Raw genomic sequence first — 18,509 nt, forward strand, 5'->3', positions numbered from 1 at the left:
ATGGTCGCTGTTTCAGGACTTGGCGAGCGTTCTTAGCGCAACGTGGTATTTGCGCATCGCAATCCGCGCGTGTTCGAGCTGCCGATTAAAATCATCCGTCAGTTCTTCATCAAGACCACCGGCAGCACGCAATTCAAGCATGTTGCCGTATACACTTAGATCAAGAACGTCGCCTGTCTTCCATCCAAGCCGTTCAAGCATATCCTTTGGTATAACAATACCAGCGGCTTCGCCAATCTCGCAAATCGTTGCTTTCATTTGAAGTACTCCAAAGTTTAAATGGAGTTTAGCATACGGTTTTGACTGTTTGGCGAACTATTCTTCTACCGTAGGCTTATAAACCTCCCACCCGCGCGGTGTCAGATGCTCCTGCGGGTGGTAGCGCGTCTTGTAGCCCATCTTTTCAGAACCATCGACCCAGTAGCCAAGATAGACGTGCGGCAGGCCGAGCGCGCGTGTGCGGGTGATGTGATCCATGATCATGAAAGTGCCGAGCGAGCGCTTTTCTAGATCGGGGTTGAAGAAGGAATAGACCATCGACAGCCCGTCGCTCATCACATCGCTCAGCGCTACGGCGAGAAGTTCACCTCGTTTGCTGGAATCGATGCCGGAGCCGGGCTCTCGCACACGGTATTCGATGATGCGGGTGTTGACGTGCGTGTCTTCGATCATGATCGCATAGTCGAGCGCCGACATGTCGGACATGCCGCCTGACTGGTGCCGATGGTCGAGATAGCGGCGAAACAGTGAGAACTGTTCGGTGGATGGCTCAGCGGCATGAACGGTAGCGACGACATCCTTGTTGATGGAGAGAACGCGCCGCATCGATTTCGTCGGCTGGAACTGTTCGGCAAGGATGCGCACGGAAACGCAAGCTCGACAGGTTTCGCACGCCGGACGATAGGCGATGTTCTGTGAACGCCTGAAGCCGCCCTGGGTCAGAAGGTCGTTCATTTCCGACGCACGCGGGCCGACCAGATGCGTGAAAACCTTCCGCTCCATCTGGTTCGGCAAGTAGGGGCAGGTGGCCGGTGCCGTAAGATAGAATTGGGGAGAGGGCGTCGCCTGCGTGTTCATCGAACCGTGATCGCCTCCTGCGTCTGTTGTGAAAGCGCGCCGCGATTTCACGGGGTGCGGCGACGCTTCAAGCGACATGCATAATGTCACAGAATGGCAAAATGACGGAAAACGTCAACTGCACCATGCGGTATTTGCCTGATATGGAAGCCACGTTTTCGTGGCTTTCCCTTATATCAGTAGGTTCTGACCATGACGGTGCCGAGCAGGAAGTCATGAACGAGGCGCGAGCGCTCCGTAAACAGGCCTGCAAGCAGGATAAGCGGCGTCAAAACCGAGTTGATGATCCAGAAAAGCGCAATGTGCACGGTGGCCAGAAGGAAATCGATTCGCCGTCCGTCCATGCGCGCCATCGCGATGCCCATCGCCCGCATGCCGGGTGAGGCCTGCGACGGGCCGCTGAGCGTTACGCCGAAATAAAGGACCGCGACGATGACGAACAAGGCCGGATAGAGGAAGAAGCCGAGACCCAGCGTAATCACGCCGAGAAAGAAGACGATCACGGCGGCTGGAATGCACAGCAGGAGAACGATCGCGTAATCGATCAGAAAAGCGAAGATGCGTCGGCTCAGTACGCCGCTATAGGCGCGCCAGTCGTCCGGTGCGACATAGGTAGGGTTCTGGTCGAGGTTCATCGGTCGTTTTCTCCTGAGAAGACATAACAGCTCGAAACGCGCTTTTCGTCAGGCAGCATTCCGTGTCAGCAAACAATATGGGAAGAAAACGACCGAATACAATAAGCGTCGGCTGTCAGCCCTTCGCGAGTTTGCGCGCGGCTTCCACTGCGAAATAGCTCAGAATGCCATCGCAGCCTGCACGCTTGAAACAGAGAAGCGTTTCCATCATCACGCGCTCCCCGTCGATCCAGCCATGCATGGCCGCTGCCTTGATCTGGGTATATTCACCGGACACCTGATAGGCGAATGTGGGCAGCCCGAAATTCTCTTTCAGCCGCCAACAGATGTCGAGATAGGGCAAGCCCGGTTTGACCATCAGCATGTCAGCACCTTCTTCCACGTCGAGCGCTGCGTCGCGGATTGCCTCCATGCCGTTGGCGGGGCTGATGTAATAGCTGTTCTTGTCCCCTTTCAGCAGTCCGGCCGTCGAAATGGCCTCGCGATACGGACCGTAATAGCCGGAGGAGAATTTCGTGGCATAGGCCATGATGCCGACGTTCTGGTGCCCGGCCGCATCCAGGCCGCGGCGGATGGCGCCGATGCGGCCATCCATCATCTCGGACGGAGAAATAATGTCCGAACCGGCATCGGCCTGAAGGATTGCAGCACGAACGACCTGATCCACGGTCTCGTCATTGACGATTTCATCGCCGCGCAGAATGCCGTCATGCCCATGGCTGGTGAAGGGATCGAGCGCAACATCGGTGATCATGCCGATATTCGGAACCGCTTTTTTGACCGCGATGGTCGCCTGATTGATGAGGTTGTTGGCCTCGAGCGCATTCGAGCCGGTCTCGTCGCGCAAGTCCATCTCGATATTCGGGAAGGTCGCAATCGCCGGAATGCCGAGATCGGCGGCTTCCTTCGCCGCTTCGACCAGCTTGTCGACGCTCATGCGGTTTACGCCGGGCATCGCCGGTATGGGATCGAGGATATTGCTGCCCGGTACAATGAAGACCGGCCAGATGAGATCATCGACGGTCAGGCGGCTTTCCTGAACCAGACGGCGAGTCCAGTCGGCCTTGCGATTGCGGCGCATGCGGCGATGGCCGGTGATCGCGTCGACCAGATGCGTTTTGTCCTGCATGTAAGAATGTCCTTCGTATCCCACCCAAGTCAGGAAAGCTGCATAACACGAAGCAAGCGCCATGCGAATGCGACAATGTTTCCCCTGGACTTCCCCGGTGGGCGAGGGTGCTTTGACAAGGCAAGCCGCCGAATTCAATATGGGCTGGTCGCCCGCCCGTCGAAACCGTATCTTCCGGCCATGGAACCTGATTCTCAACCTCTGCCGAAACGTCCGCTGACGGAAATCCTCTTTCTGGTCTTCATGAGGCTGGTCGCGGTTTCCTGTTTCTGGTTCGGCCTGCAATATTGGGCGATGCTGACGGGATATTCTCTCGGCGGGCATGGGCGGTTCGATATGCTTAACCTGCCATGGCGAGTGGCGGGTAGTGCGCTTGCGGTGATTTTCCCGGTCGCGGCGCTCGGTCTCTGGCTCGGCGCCTCCTGGGGGGCAGTCATGTGGGTCTTGGGTGCCGGCACCCAGATCGCCATGTATAAGGTGTGGCCATATATCTTCGGCGCCAACACGCTTGTACCCGTCATGCACGGTCTCGTGGCAACCATTTATATACTATTCCTGGTCGCTTTTTGGCTCGATCAGCGCCAGAATGAAGAGCGCGCAAGAATTGATTTACCATAAGAATAAAGCAATTCAGCCTGGTTTTCGGTCGAATTTTATTGCTAAGTCTTTGATTTGTAATGCATGGTGATAAGCCAGTCCCGCTTCGCCACAAGTTTGACCCACTTGGGAAAATGCAGGTAAGCATTTGTTAATCGTAGCTTTTAAGTAGAATTTTATGCGCATTGATTAGGTTCTCACTCAAGGCGGGAGACAAACAAACACACCGCCAAACAAAACAGTGAGGCAGTCATGATCAATAGCAAAGCAAAGCCGCAGGCCGTTGTTGCCGACGCACATGAAGATACCATCCGTTCGCTCTACATGGAGTCGCTGCACCTGGTGGAACGTCTCCACCGCCGCCTCCTCGATGTCATCAAGGACGAGTTCGATCGTCAGGGTCGCGATGATGTCAACGCCGTTCAGGCGCTCCTGCTGTTCAACATCGGCAATTCCGAACTGACGGCCGGCGAGCTTCGTTCGCGTGGTTATTACCTCGGATCGAACGTCTCCTACAACGTCAAGAAGCTCGTAGACCTCGGTCTCATCAACCACCAGCGCTCGCGTGTCGACCGCCGCTCGGTCCGCATCAGCCTGACTGAAAAAGGCCAGGAAATCGCCGAAACGGTTGCTCACCTCTACGAGCGCCACGTCGGCTCGATCGAAAAGGTCGGCGGCATCGGCACCGGCGAGTTCTCCGAAATGAACAAGCTGCTGCAGCGCCTCGATCGCTTTTGGAACGACTCGATCGCTTATCGCCTCTAATTCCGCGGCGGTTTCACTGTTAGAGTCGGGGGCATCGGTTTGCCTCCGGCTTGCGGATTCGTGTTCGAGGCGCCGTTCACCTGGGCGTGTCAAGCCCGGTCTACTAGGTGCGTTTTCGCCCTGTTTTGCAGGCATACACAGCTTCGTGAGAAAAGGCCCGTGACACGAATTGGCCATATTGATATGGGACCCGCAAAGGTGAAGGAGCCGGCGGTTTCTCCTGCTGTCGTGGCAAGTCCCGACTGTTCTGCCAGACAATAGCGCCCAGACCATGGGTATTGAGCATTACCGGCCGGCAGACACGTTGTACGTGTTTGTTAATCATATTGATTTAGGCATTGTTGAGAATGCCGAAGAGAGTGGCTGGTAGGTAGAATGACAAAAAAATCCGTTTCCGAATCCGTATCGCGCCGTGCGCTTCTGCGCTCGGCTGTTTCCGTTGGTGTTGCCGCGCTTGCCGCGCCGGCCCTGGCGCAGAATGCGCTCAACGATCTCATGGGCTCGTCGCGCCGCGGCAACTGGGATGACCAGTTCGACGCGAATTCGTCGCGTTCCGCCGTTGGCGTCGTTTCCAACAACCCGGTTCTCGGACGGGAAGCGCCTGTCTACATGCAGCAGGCGATCATGCAATATCAGCAGATCGTGCAGAATGGCGGCTGGCCGGACGTGCCCGTCACCCAGCAGCGTCTCCAGATCGGCGTTTCCGATCCTTCCGTTCAGGCGCTTCGCCAGCGACTGATGGTTTCCGGCGACCTGCCGCGCGAAGCTGGCATTTCCAGCGCCTTCGACTCTTACGTCGATGGTGCGTTGAAGCGCTTCCAAGCCCGCCACGGCCTTCCCGCCGATGGTGTCAGCGGCGAATATACGACCAAGGCGCTCAATGTTTCAGCCCAGATCCGTCTGGCCCAGTTGCAGACCAACCTCGTGCGCATTCAGTCCATGTCCGGCGATCTCGGCCAGCGTCACCTGATGGTGAACATTCCGGCCGCTGCCATCGAAGCGGTTGAGAATGAGCGCGTCGTCCTGCGCAACACCGCCGTCGTCGGTCGCGCCAGCCGCCCGACGCACGTCATCAATTCCAAGATTTACGAAGTCATCCTCAACCCTTACTGGACAGCGCCGCGCTCGATCGTCGAAAAGGACATCGTGCCGCTGATGCAGAAGGACCCGACCTATCTGGAGCGGAACAACATCCGCCTCATCGACGGCAAGGGACAGGAAGTTTCGCCGACGGCGGTCGACTGGTTTGCGCCAAAGGCACCGAACCTGATGTTCCGCCAGGACCCCGGCAAGATCAACGCCATGTCCTCGACGAAGATCAACTTCCACAATCCGAACAACGAATATATGCACGACACGCCGCAGCAGGGCCTGTTCAACAAGCTGATGCGGTTCGAATCGTCCGGCTGCGTGCGCGTACAGAACGTGCGCGACCTCACAAGCTGGCTGCTGCGCGACACGCCCGGCTGGTCGCGTCAGGAAATGGAACGCGTCATCGCCACCCGCGTCAACACACCGATCAAGCTGGCGCAGGAAGTGCCTGTCTATTTCGTCTACATCACCGCATGGTCGGCGAAGGACGGCGTGGTGCAGTTCCGCGACGACATCTATGAAAAGGACGGCAACGCCGAACTGGCGCTCAACACCACCACCGGCATCGAACAGCCGGCTGGACCTGTCGACGACGACCTGTTGCCGCGCAACTGATCCGGCGCTGCCATCAGGTTTTTATATTTAAGTGAAAGGCCGCACCCCGTCGGGTGCGGCTTTTTTTCATTTTCGCTGCTGGTTTTGAAAAAACAGCTGCCGTTTTTTGTCGCAACGTCGCAGTTTGACGGGCAAATCTCGCTGCCCGTATTGCTCTTGTTCGGGCAGGGCGCTAAGACGCCATCGCATTACTGTTTCAGGAGCCTTCACCATGTCGAACACAGATGCTTTCTTCTCCCGTCCGCTTGCCGAAGTCGATCCGGATATTTTCGGCGCGATCGAGAAGGAACTGGGTCGCCAGCGCCACGAGATCGAACTGATCGCCTCGGAAAACATCGTTTCCCGCGCTGTGCTTGAAGCGCAGGGTTCGATCATGACCAACAAATATGCCGAAGGTTATCCGGGCAAGCGTTATTACGGCGGCTGCCAGTTCGTAGACATTGCTGAAGAGCTTGCCATCGAGCGCGCCAAGAAGCTGTTCGGCGTCAACTTCGCCAACGTCCAGCCAAATTCCGGTTCGCAGATGAACCAGGCCGTGTTCCTCGCGCTGCTCCAGCCGGGCGACACCTTCATGGGTCTCGACCTGAACTCCGGAGGCCATCTGACGCACGGTTCGCCGGTCAACATGTCCGGCAAGTGGTTCAACGTCGTGTCTTACGGCGTGCGCGAAGGCGACAACCTGCTCGACATGGACGAGGTGGAGCGCAAGGCCAAGGAAACCCGGCCGAAGCTCATCCTTGCCGGCGGCACCGCCTATTCCCGTATCTGGGACTGGAAGCGCTTCCGCGAGATCGCCGATGAAGTCGGCGCCTATCTGATGGTCGATATGGCCCACATCGCTGGTCTCGTCGCCGGTGGCCAGCATCCGTCGCCGTTCCCGCATTGCCACGTTGCCACCACGACAACGCACAAGTCGTTGCGCGGCCCGCGTGGCGGCATGATCCTCACCAATGACGAGGATCTGGCCAAGAAGTTCAACTCCGCCGTTTTCCCCGGCCTGCAGGGCGGCCCGCTGATGCACGTCATCGCCGCAAAGGCAGTTGCCTTCGGTGAAGCTTTGCAGCCGGAATTCAAGGATTACGCCGCACAGGTCGTCAAGAACGCCAAGGCGCTTGCCGAAACGCTGATCGAAGGTGGTCTTGATGTCGTCTCCGGCGGCACCGACAACCACCTGATGCTGGTTGACCTTCGCAAGAAGAACGCCACCGGCAAGCGTGCTGAAGCAGCTCTCGGTCGCGCCTACGTCACCTGCAACAAGAACGGCATTCCTTTCGATCCGGAAAAGCCTTTCGTCACCTCGGGTGTGCGTCTCGGCACGCCGGCCGGCACGACGCGCGGTTTCAAGGAAGCGGAATTCCGCGAAATCGGCAAGCTGATCGTCGAGGTGCTGGATGGTCTGAAGGTCGCCAACTCGGATGAGGGCAACGCTGCTGTTGAAGCTGCGGTGCGCGAAAAGGTCGTCGGCCTGACTGACCGTTTCCCGATGTATCCGTACATGTAAGGACGTAAAGAGATGCGCTGCCCATTTTGCGGTTCCGAAGACACACAGGTCAAGGACTCGCGTCCGGCGGAGGATAACACCTCCATCCGCCGGCGGCGCATCTGCCCCGATTGCGGCGGCCGCTTCACGACCTATGAGCGCGTGCAACTGCGCGAGCTGATGGTCATCAAGAAAAGCGGCCGCAAGCTGCCCTTCGACCGGGAAAAGCTGGTGCGATCCTTCGAGATCGCGTTACGCAAACGCCCGGTTGACCGGGACCGGATCGAGCGGGCCGTATCCGGCATCGCCCGCCGTCTGGAAAGTTCCGGCGAGACGGAAATCCCCTCGGAAGAAATCGGCCTCCAGGTGCTTGAAGCGCTGAAGAGCCTCGATGACGTGGCGTTCGTGCGTTACGCCTCGGTCTATCGCGATTTCAGCCATGCCGAGGATTTCGAGAACGTGATTGCCGAAATCAACGCCAAGATCGCCCGAGATACAGACGCCGGAGCATAGACGTGACGAGCCGCGCCGATGACGAAAAATTCATGGCCCGGGCAATCGAGGTTTCCCTGCGCCATCAGGGTCAAACCCAGACCAATCCCTCCGTCGGTTGCGTTCTCGTAAAGGACGGAAAAATCATCGCCGAAGCGGTGACCGCCATTGGCGGCCGCCCCCATGCTGAACGCCAGGCGCTGGAAATCGCCGGAGAAGCAGCGCGCGGCGCAACAGCCTATGTCACCCTCGAACCCTGCTCGCACTGGGGCAAGACGCCGCCCTGCGCCAATGCGCTGGTCGAATACGGCGTCGCCCGTGTCGTTGTGGCGGTTGACGACCCGGACGAGCGTGTTTCCGGTCGCGGTTACTCCATCCTGCGGGAGGCGGGCATTGTCGTGGAAACAGGCCTGCTGCGCGAACAAGGCAAGAGAGCGCTTGCGGGTTACCTCACACGCCAGCTGAAAAAACGCCCGCATGTGATTCTGAAGCTTGCCATTTCTGCCGATGGCATGATCGGCAGACAAGGGGAGGGGCAGGTAGCGATCACCGGTCCGCAGGCCAGGCACGCCGTGCATGAACTGAGAGCGCGCTGCGATTGCATCCTCGTGGGCATCCGTACCGCGATAGCGGACGATCCGGAACTGACCGTTCGAATTGCAGGTCTCGAAGATCGTTCTCCGGTCCGAATCGTGCTTGATCGCAAGTTTGAACTACCGTTGACGTCTAAGCTGGTGGGGAGTGCACGCGAGGTGCCGGTAATCGTCGCGGCGTTATCCCCCTCTGCACTGCCGGGTATCTTGCCTTCAAGGGGGGAGATCGGCAAGCAACCGCCCGCTCGCTCAAATTTTGACCCCCGGTCTCTAAAAGTCGATGTATGGCAAGACAGTGCCCCATCTGTCTCCTCCCTTGAGGTGCCCGGCAGGGCAGAGGGGGGTAGCCACGACCGCCGCCAACAACTGATCGACGCAGGCGTCGAAATCCTTGAAGCACCAACCCTCGAGAACCTCCTTCACATTCTCGCTGAACGCGGCATGTCGGAACTTCTGGTCGAAGGCGGCGCTTTTGCCGCAAAATCGTTCCTTGAAGCCGATCTCGTGGACCGTATCATGCTGTTTGAAAGCCCGGTCGTGGTTGGTGAAGGCGGGATTGAAACGCCGCTCAGCCGTGCCGATATTCCGGGCGATTATGTTTTGGTCAGCGAAACCGCCTACGGGCCGGATCGCTGCTTCGATTATGAAAGGCCGCTTTGATGTTTACCGGAATTGTCACCGATGTTGGAACCGTGTCCGAGCTTGAAGCTCTGGCGGAAGGCATTCGTCTGCGGGTGGCGACCAATTACGATCCCAAGACCATCGATATGGGCGCATCGATCTCCCATGGCGGCGTCTGCCTGACGGTGACCAAACTGCCCGAAGATGGCAGCAACGAGCGCTGGTACGAGGTCGAGGCCTGGGAAGAGGCATTGCGCCTGACGACGATTGCGGGCTGGCAGAAGGGCACGCACGTCAATCTGGAGCGCGCTCTGAAGATTGGCGACGAGCTTGGCGGTCATATCGTTTCCGGCCATGTCGATGGCAAGGCGGAGATTCTGTCTGTCGAGCCGGAAGGTGAGGCGGTCCGTATCCGCCTGCGCGCGCCCGACCATCTGGCGAAATTCGTGGCGCCCAAGGGTTCCATTGCACTCGATGGCACTTCTCTGACCGTCAATGCGGTCGACGGAACGGATTTCGACGTGCTCCTGATCCGCCATACGCTCACAGTCACCACATGGGGTGAGCGCCAACCGGGTGATTTCGTCAATTTCGAAGTCGACACCATGGCGCGATATGCCGCAAGGCTTGCGGAGTTTCCCTCGGCGTAACACCGTTCGGCATCTATTGTGCTGAAATACACTCCCGGCCTTGAGCCGGTATCCAGCCAGCCCAAATCCTTGGGCTGAAAAGACTCTTGCCGTCGCGCAGACGCGCGTTGACTGGATTACCTCTCAAGGCCAGAATGCCGGATAGACTTTACAGCCCTCCGCCATCGCGACAGATCAGTTGTTGTCCCGCACTCCGCTTTCGATTGACGCGCAAACACTATAAAGACTTCTTTAGGCCCAAACGGGGTAGGGGGATTACGACATGCCGTCTTTCGAACTGCTGACAGCCTTTTTCATCACCACCGCCCTGTTTGCCTATATTCCCGGCCCGGCCATGCTTTATGCGGCGGCGCAGACCATGGCGCGCGGCCGGTTTGCCGGGCTGATGGCGGTACTTGGCATCCATGTCGGCTGCTATTTCCATATCGTCGCCTCTGCGGCGGGGCTTTCGGTGCTGTTCCAGGCGGTGCCGTGGCTTTATCTGGCCGTGAAGCTGTGTGGCGCGCTGTATCTCATCTGGCTCGGCTTCTCGATGCTGCGCAGCAAGCTTGAAGGTGAGACCGTCAATCTGACCATCGAACCGAAATCGGCAAGGCGTGCCTTCATCGACAGCATCATCGTCGACGTGCTCAATCCGAAGACGGCGCTGTTCTTTCTGGCGTTTCTGCCGCAATTCGTTGATCCGGCGGCGGCCTTTCCGATCTGGCTGCAATTGCTGATCCTCGGTATTGCCGTCAATTTCATCTTTTCCTCCGCCGATCTCGTTGGCGTGCTTCTGGCGGGCGCGATGGTCGGGCGGCTCAAGCGCTCCAGCAGGGTGCAGGTGCTTGCCCGTCGCACTGCGGGAACGGTGCTGATGGGGCTTGGCGTGCATCTGGCTTTCCAGAAAACCTGATTTTCGTAAGCCTCGCCGGATAAGGCGAAAACCTGCGCAATTGTCTGGTAAACGGGGCCTCTTGCGCGGGTGACACATGAAATTACTTGCCAAAAACGGCCAGCCGTGGTTTGACCGCCGCAAAAGCCGGTATGATCCGGCCCGAACCTTTTCAGGAAAATCCCATGTCCAAACCCCATCTTCTTATCGTGGAAGCACGCTTTTACGACGATATGGCAGACGCTCTTCTCGAAGGCGCGAAGTTCGCGCTGGATGAGGCTGGCGCAACCTATGACGTCATCACCGTTCCCGGCGCACTCGAAATCCCCGCGGCCATTGCCATGGCGCTGGATGGCGGCGACAACGAAGGCACTGAATATGATGGTTTCGTAGCGCTCGGCATGGTCATTCGTGGCGAGACCTACCACTTCGACATCGTTTCCAACGAATCCTCCCGCGCCCTGATGGATCTCGCCGTCAGCGAATCGCTGGCCATCGGCAACGGCATCCTCACCGTCGAAAACGACGATCAGGCATGGGCACGTGTTCGCCGTTCTGACAAGGATAAGGGCGGTTTTGCGGCCCGCGCCGCGCTGACGATGATCGAGCTCAAGAAAAAACTGGGTGGCTGAACGCATGTCGGATGTTGAAAATGGCGGCGAACCGCGCCAGCCTTCGGTAAAGCCCGCCAACCAGCGTGGCGCTGCGCGCCTCGCGGCCGTGCAGGCACTTTATCAGATGGATGTCGGCGGCACCGGCGTGATGGAAGTCGTGGCGGAATACGAGGCACATCGTCTCGGTCAGGAAGTCGATGGCGATACCTATCTGAAGGCCGATCCTTCCTGGTTCCGTTCCATCGTGTCCGGCGTCGTCCGCGATCAGACGAAGATCGACCCACTGGTGCGCTCCGCACTTCTGGAAGACTGGCCGCTGTCGCGTCTTGATGCCACCGTTCGCGCTATCTTGCGTGCCGGCGCTTTCGAGATTCTGGAGCGCAAGGACGTTCCGGTCGCCGTCATCGTTACGGAATATGTCGAAATCGCCCGTGCTTTCTTCGAGCATGACGAGCCGAAGCTGGTGAACGCGGTTCTGGACCGCATTGCCAAGCAGGTACGCGGCGAGGCAAAACGCTGAAATACGTTAGGTGAGGAAGATATGAGCGCCGTTTCCGTCCCCGGACTTGAAGTTCAACTGGACGAGGCGAAGCGCAACGTCTTCCTCCTGACCGCCGCACAGGCGATCATGGGCTCGGCAGCACCTATGAGCTTCTCGGTTGGCGCGCTTGCCGGTTACCAGTTGCTCGGGGCTGACAAGTCGCTGGCAACGGCGCCGCTTACCGGTTTCAACATCGGCGTGGCGCTGGGCGCCATCTGCGTTGCCGCAGCATCGCGTTTTCTCGGCCGCAAGGCGGGCTTCATGGTCGGCGCGCTGATGTGCTCCGTCGGCGGCGGCATTGCTGCCGTGGCACTCTTCCGCTCCGACTTCTGGCTATTTGCGATCGGCCTGCTGCTGATCGGCATTTCCGGCGGCTTCACGCAGAAAATCCGCTTCGCTGCTGCCGACGCGTCCCCCTCATTTTACAAGCCGAAAGCCATTTCCTGGATATTGGCGGGTGGCATCGTCTCGGCGATCATCGGGCCGCAGCTTGCCATTTTCGGCAAGGATGTCTTCGCACCGGTCACCTTCGCCGGTGCTTTCATCGCGCTGGTGCCGCTCGGCATCATCGCGATTGCCATTCTGGCATTCCTGAAATTGCCGGACCCGAAGGCCGCCTCTATCCACGCGCAGGCGGCACGGCCTTTGTCGGAAATCGTGCGCACGCACCGGTTTGTCACCGGCATGGTCTGCGGCATCGGTTCCTATGCGTTGATGACCTTCATGATGACCGGCGCGCCGCTCGCCATGGTGGTCGGCTGCGGGTTTCCCACCGAACTTGCGACGCTCGGCATCCAGTGGCACGTTCTCGCCATGTTCGGCCCAAGTTTCTTCACCGGTATGTTGATTGCGCGATTCGGCGCGGAAAAAATCGTTGCAGCCGGTCTCGTCGTGCTGATGGCCTGCGCCATCGTCGCCCATATGGGCATCGAATTATGGAACTTCTGGGCGGCGCTCATTCTCCTCGGTCTCGGCTGGAACTTCGGCTTCATCGGCGCTACCGCCATCATCACCTCCAGCTACCGCCCGCATGAGGCAGACAAGGTACAGGGCTTTCACGATATCGTGCTGTTCGGCACGGTAGCGCTGTCGTCGTTCTCTTCCGGCAAGGTGTTTACAGCCTGGGGCTGGTCGGTCATGAACCTCGTTATCTGGCCGGTTGCGGGGCTATGCCTCGTGCTGGTGGCGTCGCTGTTGCTGACCCCGCGCAGAAACGCCGCGTAAGATCGCCTTCGATCTCTACCCCTTTCATGTTTCAGGCAAATTTGTGGGCTTGACGCCACGCCTTTCGCCAACGCAATCTTGCCGCGCAGGTCATTTTTCCTTGGGAGGGGAATAATGGCCACGACAGGACAGGCCGCGCATTTGATCGCCCCTGTCCTTGCACATGGTTCGCCACGCCGGGGAGGGAGTGAGACCCGGCCTTTTGGGAGGTAAGTGCGCATGACCGTAATACCCATAGTGATTTTATGTGGGGTCCTGTCCGTGGTTTACGCGGCATGGACGACCAGGAGCGTTCTCGCTGCCGATCAGGGCAACGAGCGTATGCGTGAAATAGCAGGTTTTATCCGTGAAGGTGCGCAGGCTTATCTCACCCGTCAATATCTCACCATCGCCATCGTCGGATTGATCGTCGCCGTTCTCGCCTGGTATCTGCTGTCGGCTCTTGCGGCCATCGGGTTTATCATCGGCGCCGTGCTTTCGGGTGCTGCCGGTTTCATCGGCATGCATGTCTCCGTCCGTGCCAATCTGCGCACCGCACAAGCCGCATCCCACAGCCTTGCCGCCGGTCTCGACATCGCGTTCAAGTCAGGCGCCATCACCGGCATGCTGGTGGCTGGCCTCGCGCTGCTTGGCGTTTCCATCTATTATTTCATCCTCACCTCGGTGCTCGGCCATGCGCCCGGATCGCGTGAGGTGATTGACGCGCTGGTGTCGCTCGGTTTCGGCGCTTCGCTTATCTCCATCTTCGCCCGTCTCGGCGGTGGCATCTTCACCAAGGGTGCAGATGTCGGCGGCGATCTCGTCGGCAAGGTCGAAGCAGGCATTCCCGAGGACGACCCCCGCAACCCTGCAACCATTGCAGATAATGTCGGCGACAATGTCGGCGATTGCGCCGGAATGGCGGCCGACCTTTTCGAGACCTATGCCGTCTCGGTGGTGGCAACCATGGTGCTTGCGGCGATCTTCTTTGCCGGAACGCCGATACTGGAAAGCGCGATGGTCTATCCGCTGGCCATTTGCGGCGCCTGCATCCTGACCTCGATTGCCGGCACCTTCTTCGTCAAGCTCGGCACCAACAACTCCATCATGGGCGCTCTCTATAAAGGGCTGATTGCCACCGGCGTCTTCTCGATTGCGGGGCTTGCCGTGGCAACTTACGCGACCGTGGGCTGGGGTACCATCGGCACGGTTGCCGGAATGGAGATTACCGGCACAAACCTCTTCCTGTGCGGGCTGGTCGGCCTTGTGGTAACAGCGCTTATCGTCGTCATCACCGAATATTATACCGGCACCAACAAACGCCCGGTCAATTCCATCGCGCAGGCTTCGGTCACGGGCCACGGCACCAACGTCATCCAGGGTCTTGCAGTCTCGCTGGAATCGACGGCGCTGCCGGCGCTTGTCATCGTCGGCGGCATCATCGGCACCTACCAGCTCGGTGGCCTTTTCGGTACCGGCATCGCGGTCACCGCCATGCTTGGTCTGGCGGGCATGATCGTGGCGCTCGACGCCTTCGGTCCGGTGACTGACAATGCCGGCGGCATTGCCGAAATGGCCGGTCTCGACCCGGATGTACGTAAGGCGACCGACGCGCTGGATGCCGTCGGCAACACCACCAAGGCCGTGACCAAGGGTTACGCCATCGGCTCTGCCGGTCTCGGCGCGCTGGTGCTGTTTGCCGCCTATTCCAACGACCTGTCCTATTTCGCTGCCAATGGCGATACCTATCCTTACTTCAAGGATATCGGCGAAATATCCTTCAGCCTTGCCAATCCTTACGTCGTTGCCGGTCTGCTGTTCGGCGGCCTCATTCCGTATCTCTTTGGCGGTATCGCCATGACGGCGGTGGGTAAGGCGGCAAGCTCGATCGTCGAGGAAGTTCGCCGCCAGTTCCGCGAAAAGCCTGGCATCATGGCAGGAACGGAAAAACCGGACTACGGCAGGGCGGTCGATCTTTTGACCAAGGCGGCGATCAAAGAAATGATCATTCCGTCGCTGTTGCCGGTTCTGGCGCCGCTCGTCGTTTATTTCGGCGTGCTGCTTATCTCAGGTTCCAAGGCCTCTGCCTTTGCCGCACTCGGTGCATCGCTGCTTGGCGTCATCATCAACGGCCTGTTCGTGGCGATTTCCATGACCTCCGGTGGTGGTGCGTGGGATAACGCCAAGAAAAGCTTCGAGGATGGCTTCATCGACAAGGACGGCGTGCGCCACGTCAAGGGTTCGGACGCCCACAAGGCGTCGGTTACGGGCGATACGGTGGGCGATCCCTACAAGGATACCGCCGGTCCGGCCGTCAACCCGGCTATCAAGATCACCAATATCGTGGCGCTGCTGCTGCTTGCGGTTCTTGCCCACTGAAGGCTGAGGTTCCGACGAATGAAAAAGGCCCGGGGAGCGATCCCCGGGCCTTTGATTTTGCCGTTCTTCAACGATCAGGGGGTGTTGCCGCCCTGGCCAAGAATGCTCTTGGCGATGTTGGCGCCCGAGGTGCCGCCGGACAGCAGCTGCTGCAGGAAGGTGAGATCCTTGCCGCCTGTCGGGGTGGTACGCGAAATCGTGTCGAAGACCTTGCCGTCCTGCAGCGCGTAATTGGCCTTACGCTCGATTACGCCGTCCTTGTTGAAATAGATCGCGAGAATGTTCTGTTCGACCAACGTCGGCTTCATGAAAGCGGCGCGGCGCACGCGCTTCTGCGAGATGTAATAGAAAACCTCGTTGCCGAACGTCGCCGTGGTGGAGGGCGTGCCCATGGTCAGCAGAACCTGCTCGCGGCTGGAACCTTCCGGGATCAGCTGAAGCGACTGCTCGTCCATGACGTAGCCGTTGTGGAACACATCGGTGGTGCTGGTGCAGGCGGAAAGCAGGGTGGACGCGACGACGATTGCGATGGCGGTCTTGCCCAGAATTTTGCCGTGACTTGCGGATTTCTGCTTGCTCAACTGCTTTTCCCCGACTGCGATCATGAATGGCACCTTCCGGCATTGCGTGGTGCACAGTGTCTGTGCACATGATTGTGTCAATCCGGGGACGGAAAATCCCGATCACCCCCCAAATTCAACGCTTTCACGGCCTTTGGAAACTCTTCCGGTCTCTTAGACTGTTTCAGCCGAAAGACGAACGTGACCGCGACAGCATTGCAATTCGTGGATGCTTCGGTAAACCAGCTTTGGCGATCATGCAACAAGTGCGATAGGCGGGTGAGCGAATTCACCAGCCCCGTTCGGAAAAAAACGATGATATTCGGGCTGTTCAGACAGAAAAACAACAACCGCGCCATAGTAGACCGGCAATATGCGATCCTGACGGCTGCGGCCCGCACGCCCGCTTTTTATCTTGATCTCGGCGTTCCGGACACGGTGATGGGCCGCTTCGAGATGCTGTCGATCATCATGATTCTCTATTTCCGCCGCACCAAATCCTCCGGTGTGAGCGGGCAGGAAATCGCCCAGGAGATCGTCGACGCCTTTTTTCAGGATATCGACCATTCCATCCGTGAGCTCGGCATTGGCGACCAGGGCGTGCCGAAGCGCATGAAGAAATTTGCCGGCATGTTCTACGGGAGGCTCGAGATCCTATGCGGCGGCGCTGGATGCATCCGACCCCGTTGCCCTTGCCGCAGCGCTCCGGCGCAATATATACCCCCAGACAGATGAGAAGGCACCGGAACTGGACGGGCTTGCGGGCTGGATGATGGAGGCGTCTTCCAACCTTTCCGCAGGCTCCGAAGAAACGATAGCAACCGGAAGCCTGAAGCTGCCTTTGCCTGGACTATGAGGTTTACGATGAACGCGCGACACGCCGCAAATGACGATCTGCCTTTTTCCTACCCCGTAAAGGTAGGCCATATTTCCGCCAATCCGGTGAGGATTGGTCTTGAAGCCAATGCCGAGGAACTGAAGGCGCTGGCGAAATTCTGGGATGTGGTTTCCGTCGAATATCTGAAGGCGGAACTGCAGGTTACCCGCTGGAAGAGGGATGGCGTGAAGATCAAGGGCGAGGTGCATGCGGCCGTGACCCAGTCCTGCGTCGTGACGCTGGAGCCGGTCTCCAGCAAGATCGACGAGAGCGTCGAGCATATTTTCGTGCCGGAAGGATCGAAGCTGGCGCGGATGGTCACCAATGAGGAAGGGGAGATCGTACTCGACCCCAATGGCCCTGACATTCCCGACCAGTTCACCGGCGACAGCATTGATGTTGGCGCGACGGTTGCGGAATTCGCGGCCCTTGCGATCGATCCCTATCCGCGCAAATCGGATATCGAATTTACCGATACGACCGAAAATGAGCCTGAAGAAGAAAAGCGTCCGTCGCCTTTCGCCGTGTTGAAAGACTGGAAAAAAGACTGAATGCGCCGCCGGGCTGAAATAATTTTATTGTAACACAGGCCGGAACAGGTATTTTCGCGCAAAATCCGCTTGAGTGGCGGCAAAAAGGATAAGGGACGAGTGATCAGAATAGCGATTGACGTCATGGGTGGCGATTTCGGCCCTGATGTTGCCATACCCGGTGCCGCCAAGGCGCTTGAACGGCACAACGATGTGACTTTTCTGCTCTACGGGCAGAAAAGCAAGTGCGACCCCATTCTGGCACAATATCCCGCACTTCGGGAAAAGTCGGTCTTTCACGATTGTGAAATCTCGGTCGCCATGGACGAAAAGCCAAGTCAGGCGCTTCGTCGCGGCCGCTATGTCTCCAGCATGTGGCGCGCCATCGAGGCCGTGAAGCTCGGTGAAGCGGACGTCGTCGTATCCGCCGGCAATACCGGCGCGCTGATGGCCATGGCCAAATTCTGTTTGCGCACCATGGCGCGGGTGGAACGCCCTGCCATTGCCGGCATATGGCCGACGCTGAAAGGCGAAAGCATCGTGCTCGATGTTGGCGCCACGATTGGCGCCGATTCTCAGCAATTGCTCGATTTTGCCCTGATGGGCGGCGCCATGGCGCGTGCGCTTTTCGATATCGACCGTCCGACCGTCGGTTTGCTGAATGTCGGTGTCGAGGAGGTGAAGGGTCAGGAAGAGGTCCGTGAAGCCGGACGGCTGATCCGCGAGGCCGATCTAGGCACCATCGATTACCGCGGTTTCGTCGAGGGTGACGACATTGGCAAGGGCACGGTGGATGTGGTGGTGACCGAAGGTTTCACCGGCAACATTGCGCTCAAAGCCGCCGAAGGCACGGCGCGCCAGATCACCACGCTTCTGCGTGAGGCGATCTCCCGCAGCTTCTTTGCCAAGATCGGTTATATTCTCGCGAAAAGCGCTTTCGATGTGCTGCGAGAAAAAATGGACCCGCGCAAGGTCAACGGTGGCGTGTTTCTCGGCCTGAACGGCATTGTCATCAAAAGCCATGGCGGCACGGACGCCATCGGTTTTGCCTCCGCGGTCGATGTCGGCTACGACATGGTCCATAACGGTCTTACGGCAAAAATTGAAAACGATCTGAAGATTTACCACGCAAGACGGCTTCCGCCCCCGGCGCCCGAAGCTCTCGTGGCTGACGAGGAATAAGGG

Annotated in this window: 19 protein-coding genes and 1 pseudogene; 15 read left to right on the plus strand and 5 right to left on the minus strand. The window is 58.6% G+C overall.

The genetic code is table 11. From position 1 onward, the window contains the following. Positions 1 to 12: 12 nt before the first annotated feature. The 4 genes from RBH71_RS18115 to hemB all read right to left on the minus strand — a co-directional run bounded on the left by RBH71_RS18115 (position 13) and on the right by hemB (position 2,841). Positions 13 to 258, minus strand: coding sequence for an AbrB/MazE/SpoVT family DNA-binding domain-containing protein (locus tag RBH71_RS18115; protein ID WP_003512489.1), 246 nt, complete (start codon positions 256 to 258; stop codon positions 13 to 15). Positions 259 to 315: 57 nt separating this feature from the next. Next, positions 316 to 1,077: an arginyltransferase gene (locus RBH71_RS18120; protein WP_025593035.1), complete on the minus strand. Its 762-nt coding sequence runs from the start codon at positions 1,075 to 1,077 to the stop codon at positions 316 to 318. 176 nt (positions 1,078 to 1,253) lie between these two features. After that, positions 1,254 to 1,712 (minus strand): RDD family protein, encoded by a 459-nt coding sequence (locus RBH71_RS18125; RefSeq protein ID WP_003512493.1) that lies wholly within the window; start codon positions 1,710 to 1,712, stop codon positions 1,254 to 1,256. Between the two features lie 115 nt (positions 1,713 to 1,827). Beyond that, a complete protein-coding gene (gene hemB, locus RBH71_RS18130) occupies positions 1,828 to 2,841 on the minus strand; it encodes a porphobilinogen synthase (protein WP_003512495.1) in 1,014 nt (337 codons plus the stop codon). Between the two features lie 180 nt (positions 2,842 to 3,021). On the opposite strand from hemB, the gene RBH71_RS18135 reads away from it, so the two are divergent. The 12 genes from RBH71_RS18135 (at position 3,022) to RBH71_RS18190 (ending at position 15,357) form a co-directional block, all read left to right on the plus strand. Continuing rightward, entirely contained in the window at positions 3,022 to 3,459 is a 438-nt protein-coding gene (locus RBH71_RS18135) for a DUF6163 family protein (protein WP_003512497.1), read from the plus strand. A gap of 234 nt (positions 3,460 to 3,693) precedes the next feature. Further along, positions 3,694 to 4,203 carry a transcriptional regulator LdtR gene (gene ldtR, locus RBH71_RS18140; RefSeq protein WP_025593036.1) on the plus strand — a complete coding sequence of 170 codons (510 nt, stop codon included), beginning with the start codon at positions 3,694 to 3,696 and terminating at the stop codon, positions 4,201 to 4,203. Positions 4,204 to 4,578: 375 nt separating this feature from the next. Continuing rightward, the gene (locus RBH71_RS18145; RefSeq protein WP_003512501.1) at positions 4,579 to 5,910 is read left to right on the plus strand and encodes a L,D-transpeptidase family protein; all 1,332 of its coding nucleotides are present in this window, start codon (positions 4,579 to 4,581) and stop codon (positions 5,908 to 5,910) included. Between the two features lie 211 nt (positions 5,911 to 6,121). After that, positions 6,122 to 7,411: a serine hydroxymethyltransferase gene (glyA, locus tag RBH71_RS18150; RefSeq protein ID WP_003512506.1), complete on the plus strand. Its 1,290-nt coding sequence runs from the start codon at positions 6,122 to 6,124 to the stop codon at positions 7,409 to 7,411. A 12-nt stretch (positions 7,412 to 7,423) separates the two neighbouring features. Next, positions 7,424 to 7,903, plus strand: coding sequence for a transcriptional regulator NrdR (gene nrdR / locus RBH71_RS18155; RefSeq protein ID WP_003512508.1), 480 nt, complete (start codon positions 7,424 to 7,426; stop codon positions 7,901 to 7,903). A 2-nt stretch (positions 7,904 to 7,905) separates the two neighbouring features. Then, positions 7,906 to 9,135 (plus strand): bifunctional diaminohydroxyphosphoribosylaminopyrimidine deaminase/5-amino-6-(5-phosphoribosylamino)uracil reductase RibD, encoded by a 1,230-nt coding sequence (ribD, locus tag RBH71_RS18160; protein ID WP_003512510.1) that lies wholly within the window; start codon positions 7,906 to 7,908, stop codon positions 9,133 to 9,135. After that, a complete protein-coding gene (locus RBH71_RS18165; protein ID WP_003512512.1) occupies positions 9,135 to 9,746 on the plus strand; it encodes a riboflavin synthase in 612 nt (203 codons plus the stop codon). The genes ribD and RBH71_RS18165 overlap by 1 nt, the downstream gene beginning before the upstream one ends. A gap of 262 nt (positions 9,747 to 10,008) precedes the next feature. Further along, positions 10,009 to 10,641: a LysE family translocator gene (locus RBH71_RS18170; RefSeq protein WP_003512513.1), complete on the plus strand. Its 633-nt coding sequence runs from the start codon at positions 10,009 to 10,011 to the stop codon at positions 10,639 to 10,641. A 164-nt stretch (positions 10,642 to 10,805) separates the two neighbouring features. Then, on the plus strand, positions 10,806 to 11,252 hold the full coding sequence (gene ribH, locus RBH71_RS18175; protein WP_025593086.1) for a 6,7-dimethyl-8-ribityllumazine synthase: 447 nt from the start codon (positions 10,806 to 10,808) through the stop codon (positions 11,250 to 11,252). 4 nt (positions 11,253 to 11,256) lie between these two features. Beyond that, positions 11,257 to 11,754 carry a transcription antitermination factor NusB gene (gene nusB / locus RBH71_RS18180; RefSeq protein ID WP_013635887.1) on the plus strand — a complete coding sequence of 166 codons (498 nt, stop codon included), beginning with the start codon at positions 11,257 to 11,259 and terminating at the stop codon, positions 11,752 to 11,754. A gap of 21 nt (positions 11,755 to 11,775) precedes the next feature. Continuing rightward, positions 11,776 to 12,999 (plus strand): MFS transporter, encoded by a 1,224-nt coding sequence (locus RBH71_RS18185; protein WP_003512519.1) that lies wholly within the window; start codon positions 11,776 to 11,778, stop codon positions 12,997 to 12,999. Positions 13,000 to 13,218: 219 nt separating this feature from the next. Then, positions 13,219 to 15,357, plus strand: a complete 2,139-nt coding sequence (locus RBH71_RS18190; RefSeq protein WP_035251686.1) for a sodium-translocating pyrophosphatase — start codon at positions 13,219 to 13,221, stop codon at positions 15,355 to 15,357. A gap of 74 nt (positions 15,358 to 15,431) precedes the next feature. Here RBH71_RS18190 and RBH71_RS18195 read toward each other — a convergent pair whose 3' ends face one another. Beyond that, positions 15,432 to 15,962, minus strand: coding sequence for an outer membrane protein assembly factor BamE (locus RBH71_RS18195; protein WP_003512524.1), 531 nt, complete (start codon positions 15,960 to 15,962; stop codon positions 15,432 to 15,434). A 270-nt stretch (positions 15,963 to 16,232) separates the two neighbouring features. Between RBH71_RS18195 and RBH71_RS18200 the strand changes: the two are divergent. From RBH71_RS18200 to plsX, 3 genes and pseudogenes are all read left to right on the plus strand, one after another. Then, positions 16,233 to 16,773: pseudogene (locus tag RBH71_RS18200) on the plus strand (ubiquinol-cytochrome C chaperone family protein). Positions 16,774 to 16,781: 8 nt separating this feature from the next. Continuing rightward, the gene (locus tag RBH71_RS18205) at positions 16,782 to 17,345 is read left to right on the plus strand and encodes a YceD family protein (RefSeq protein WP_003512527.1); all 564 of its coding nucleotides are present in this window, start codon (positions 16,782 to 16,784) and stop codon (positions 17,343 to 17,345) included. A gap of 99 nt (positions 17,346 to 17,444) precedes the next feature. Beyond that, positions 17,445 to 18,506 (plus strand): phosphate acyltransferase PlsX, encoded by a 1,062-nt coding sequence (plsX, locus tag RBH71_RS18210; protein ID WP_003512528.1) that lies wholly within the window; start codon positions 17,445 to 17,447, stop codon positions 18,504 to 18,506. Positions 18,507 to 18,509 lie beyond the last annotated feature (3 nt).

It is taken from the genome of Rhizobium sp. AN68, assembly GCF_030758035.1.
Classification (GTDB): Bacteria; Pseudomonadota; Alphaproteobacteria; order Rhizobiales; family Rhizobiaceae; genus Agrobacterium; species Agrobacterium tumefaciens.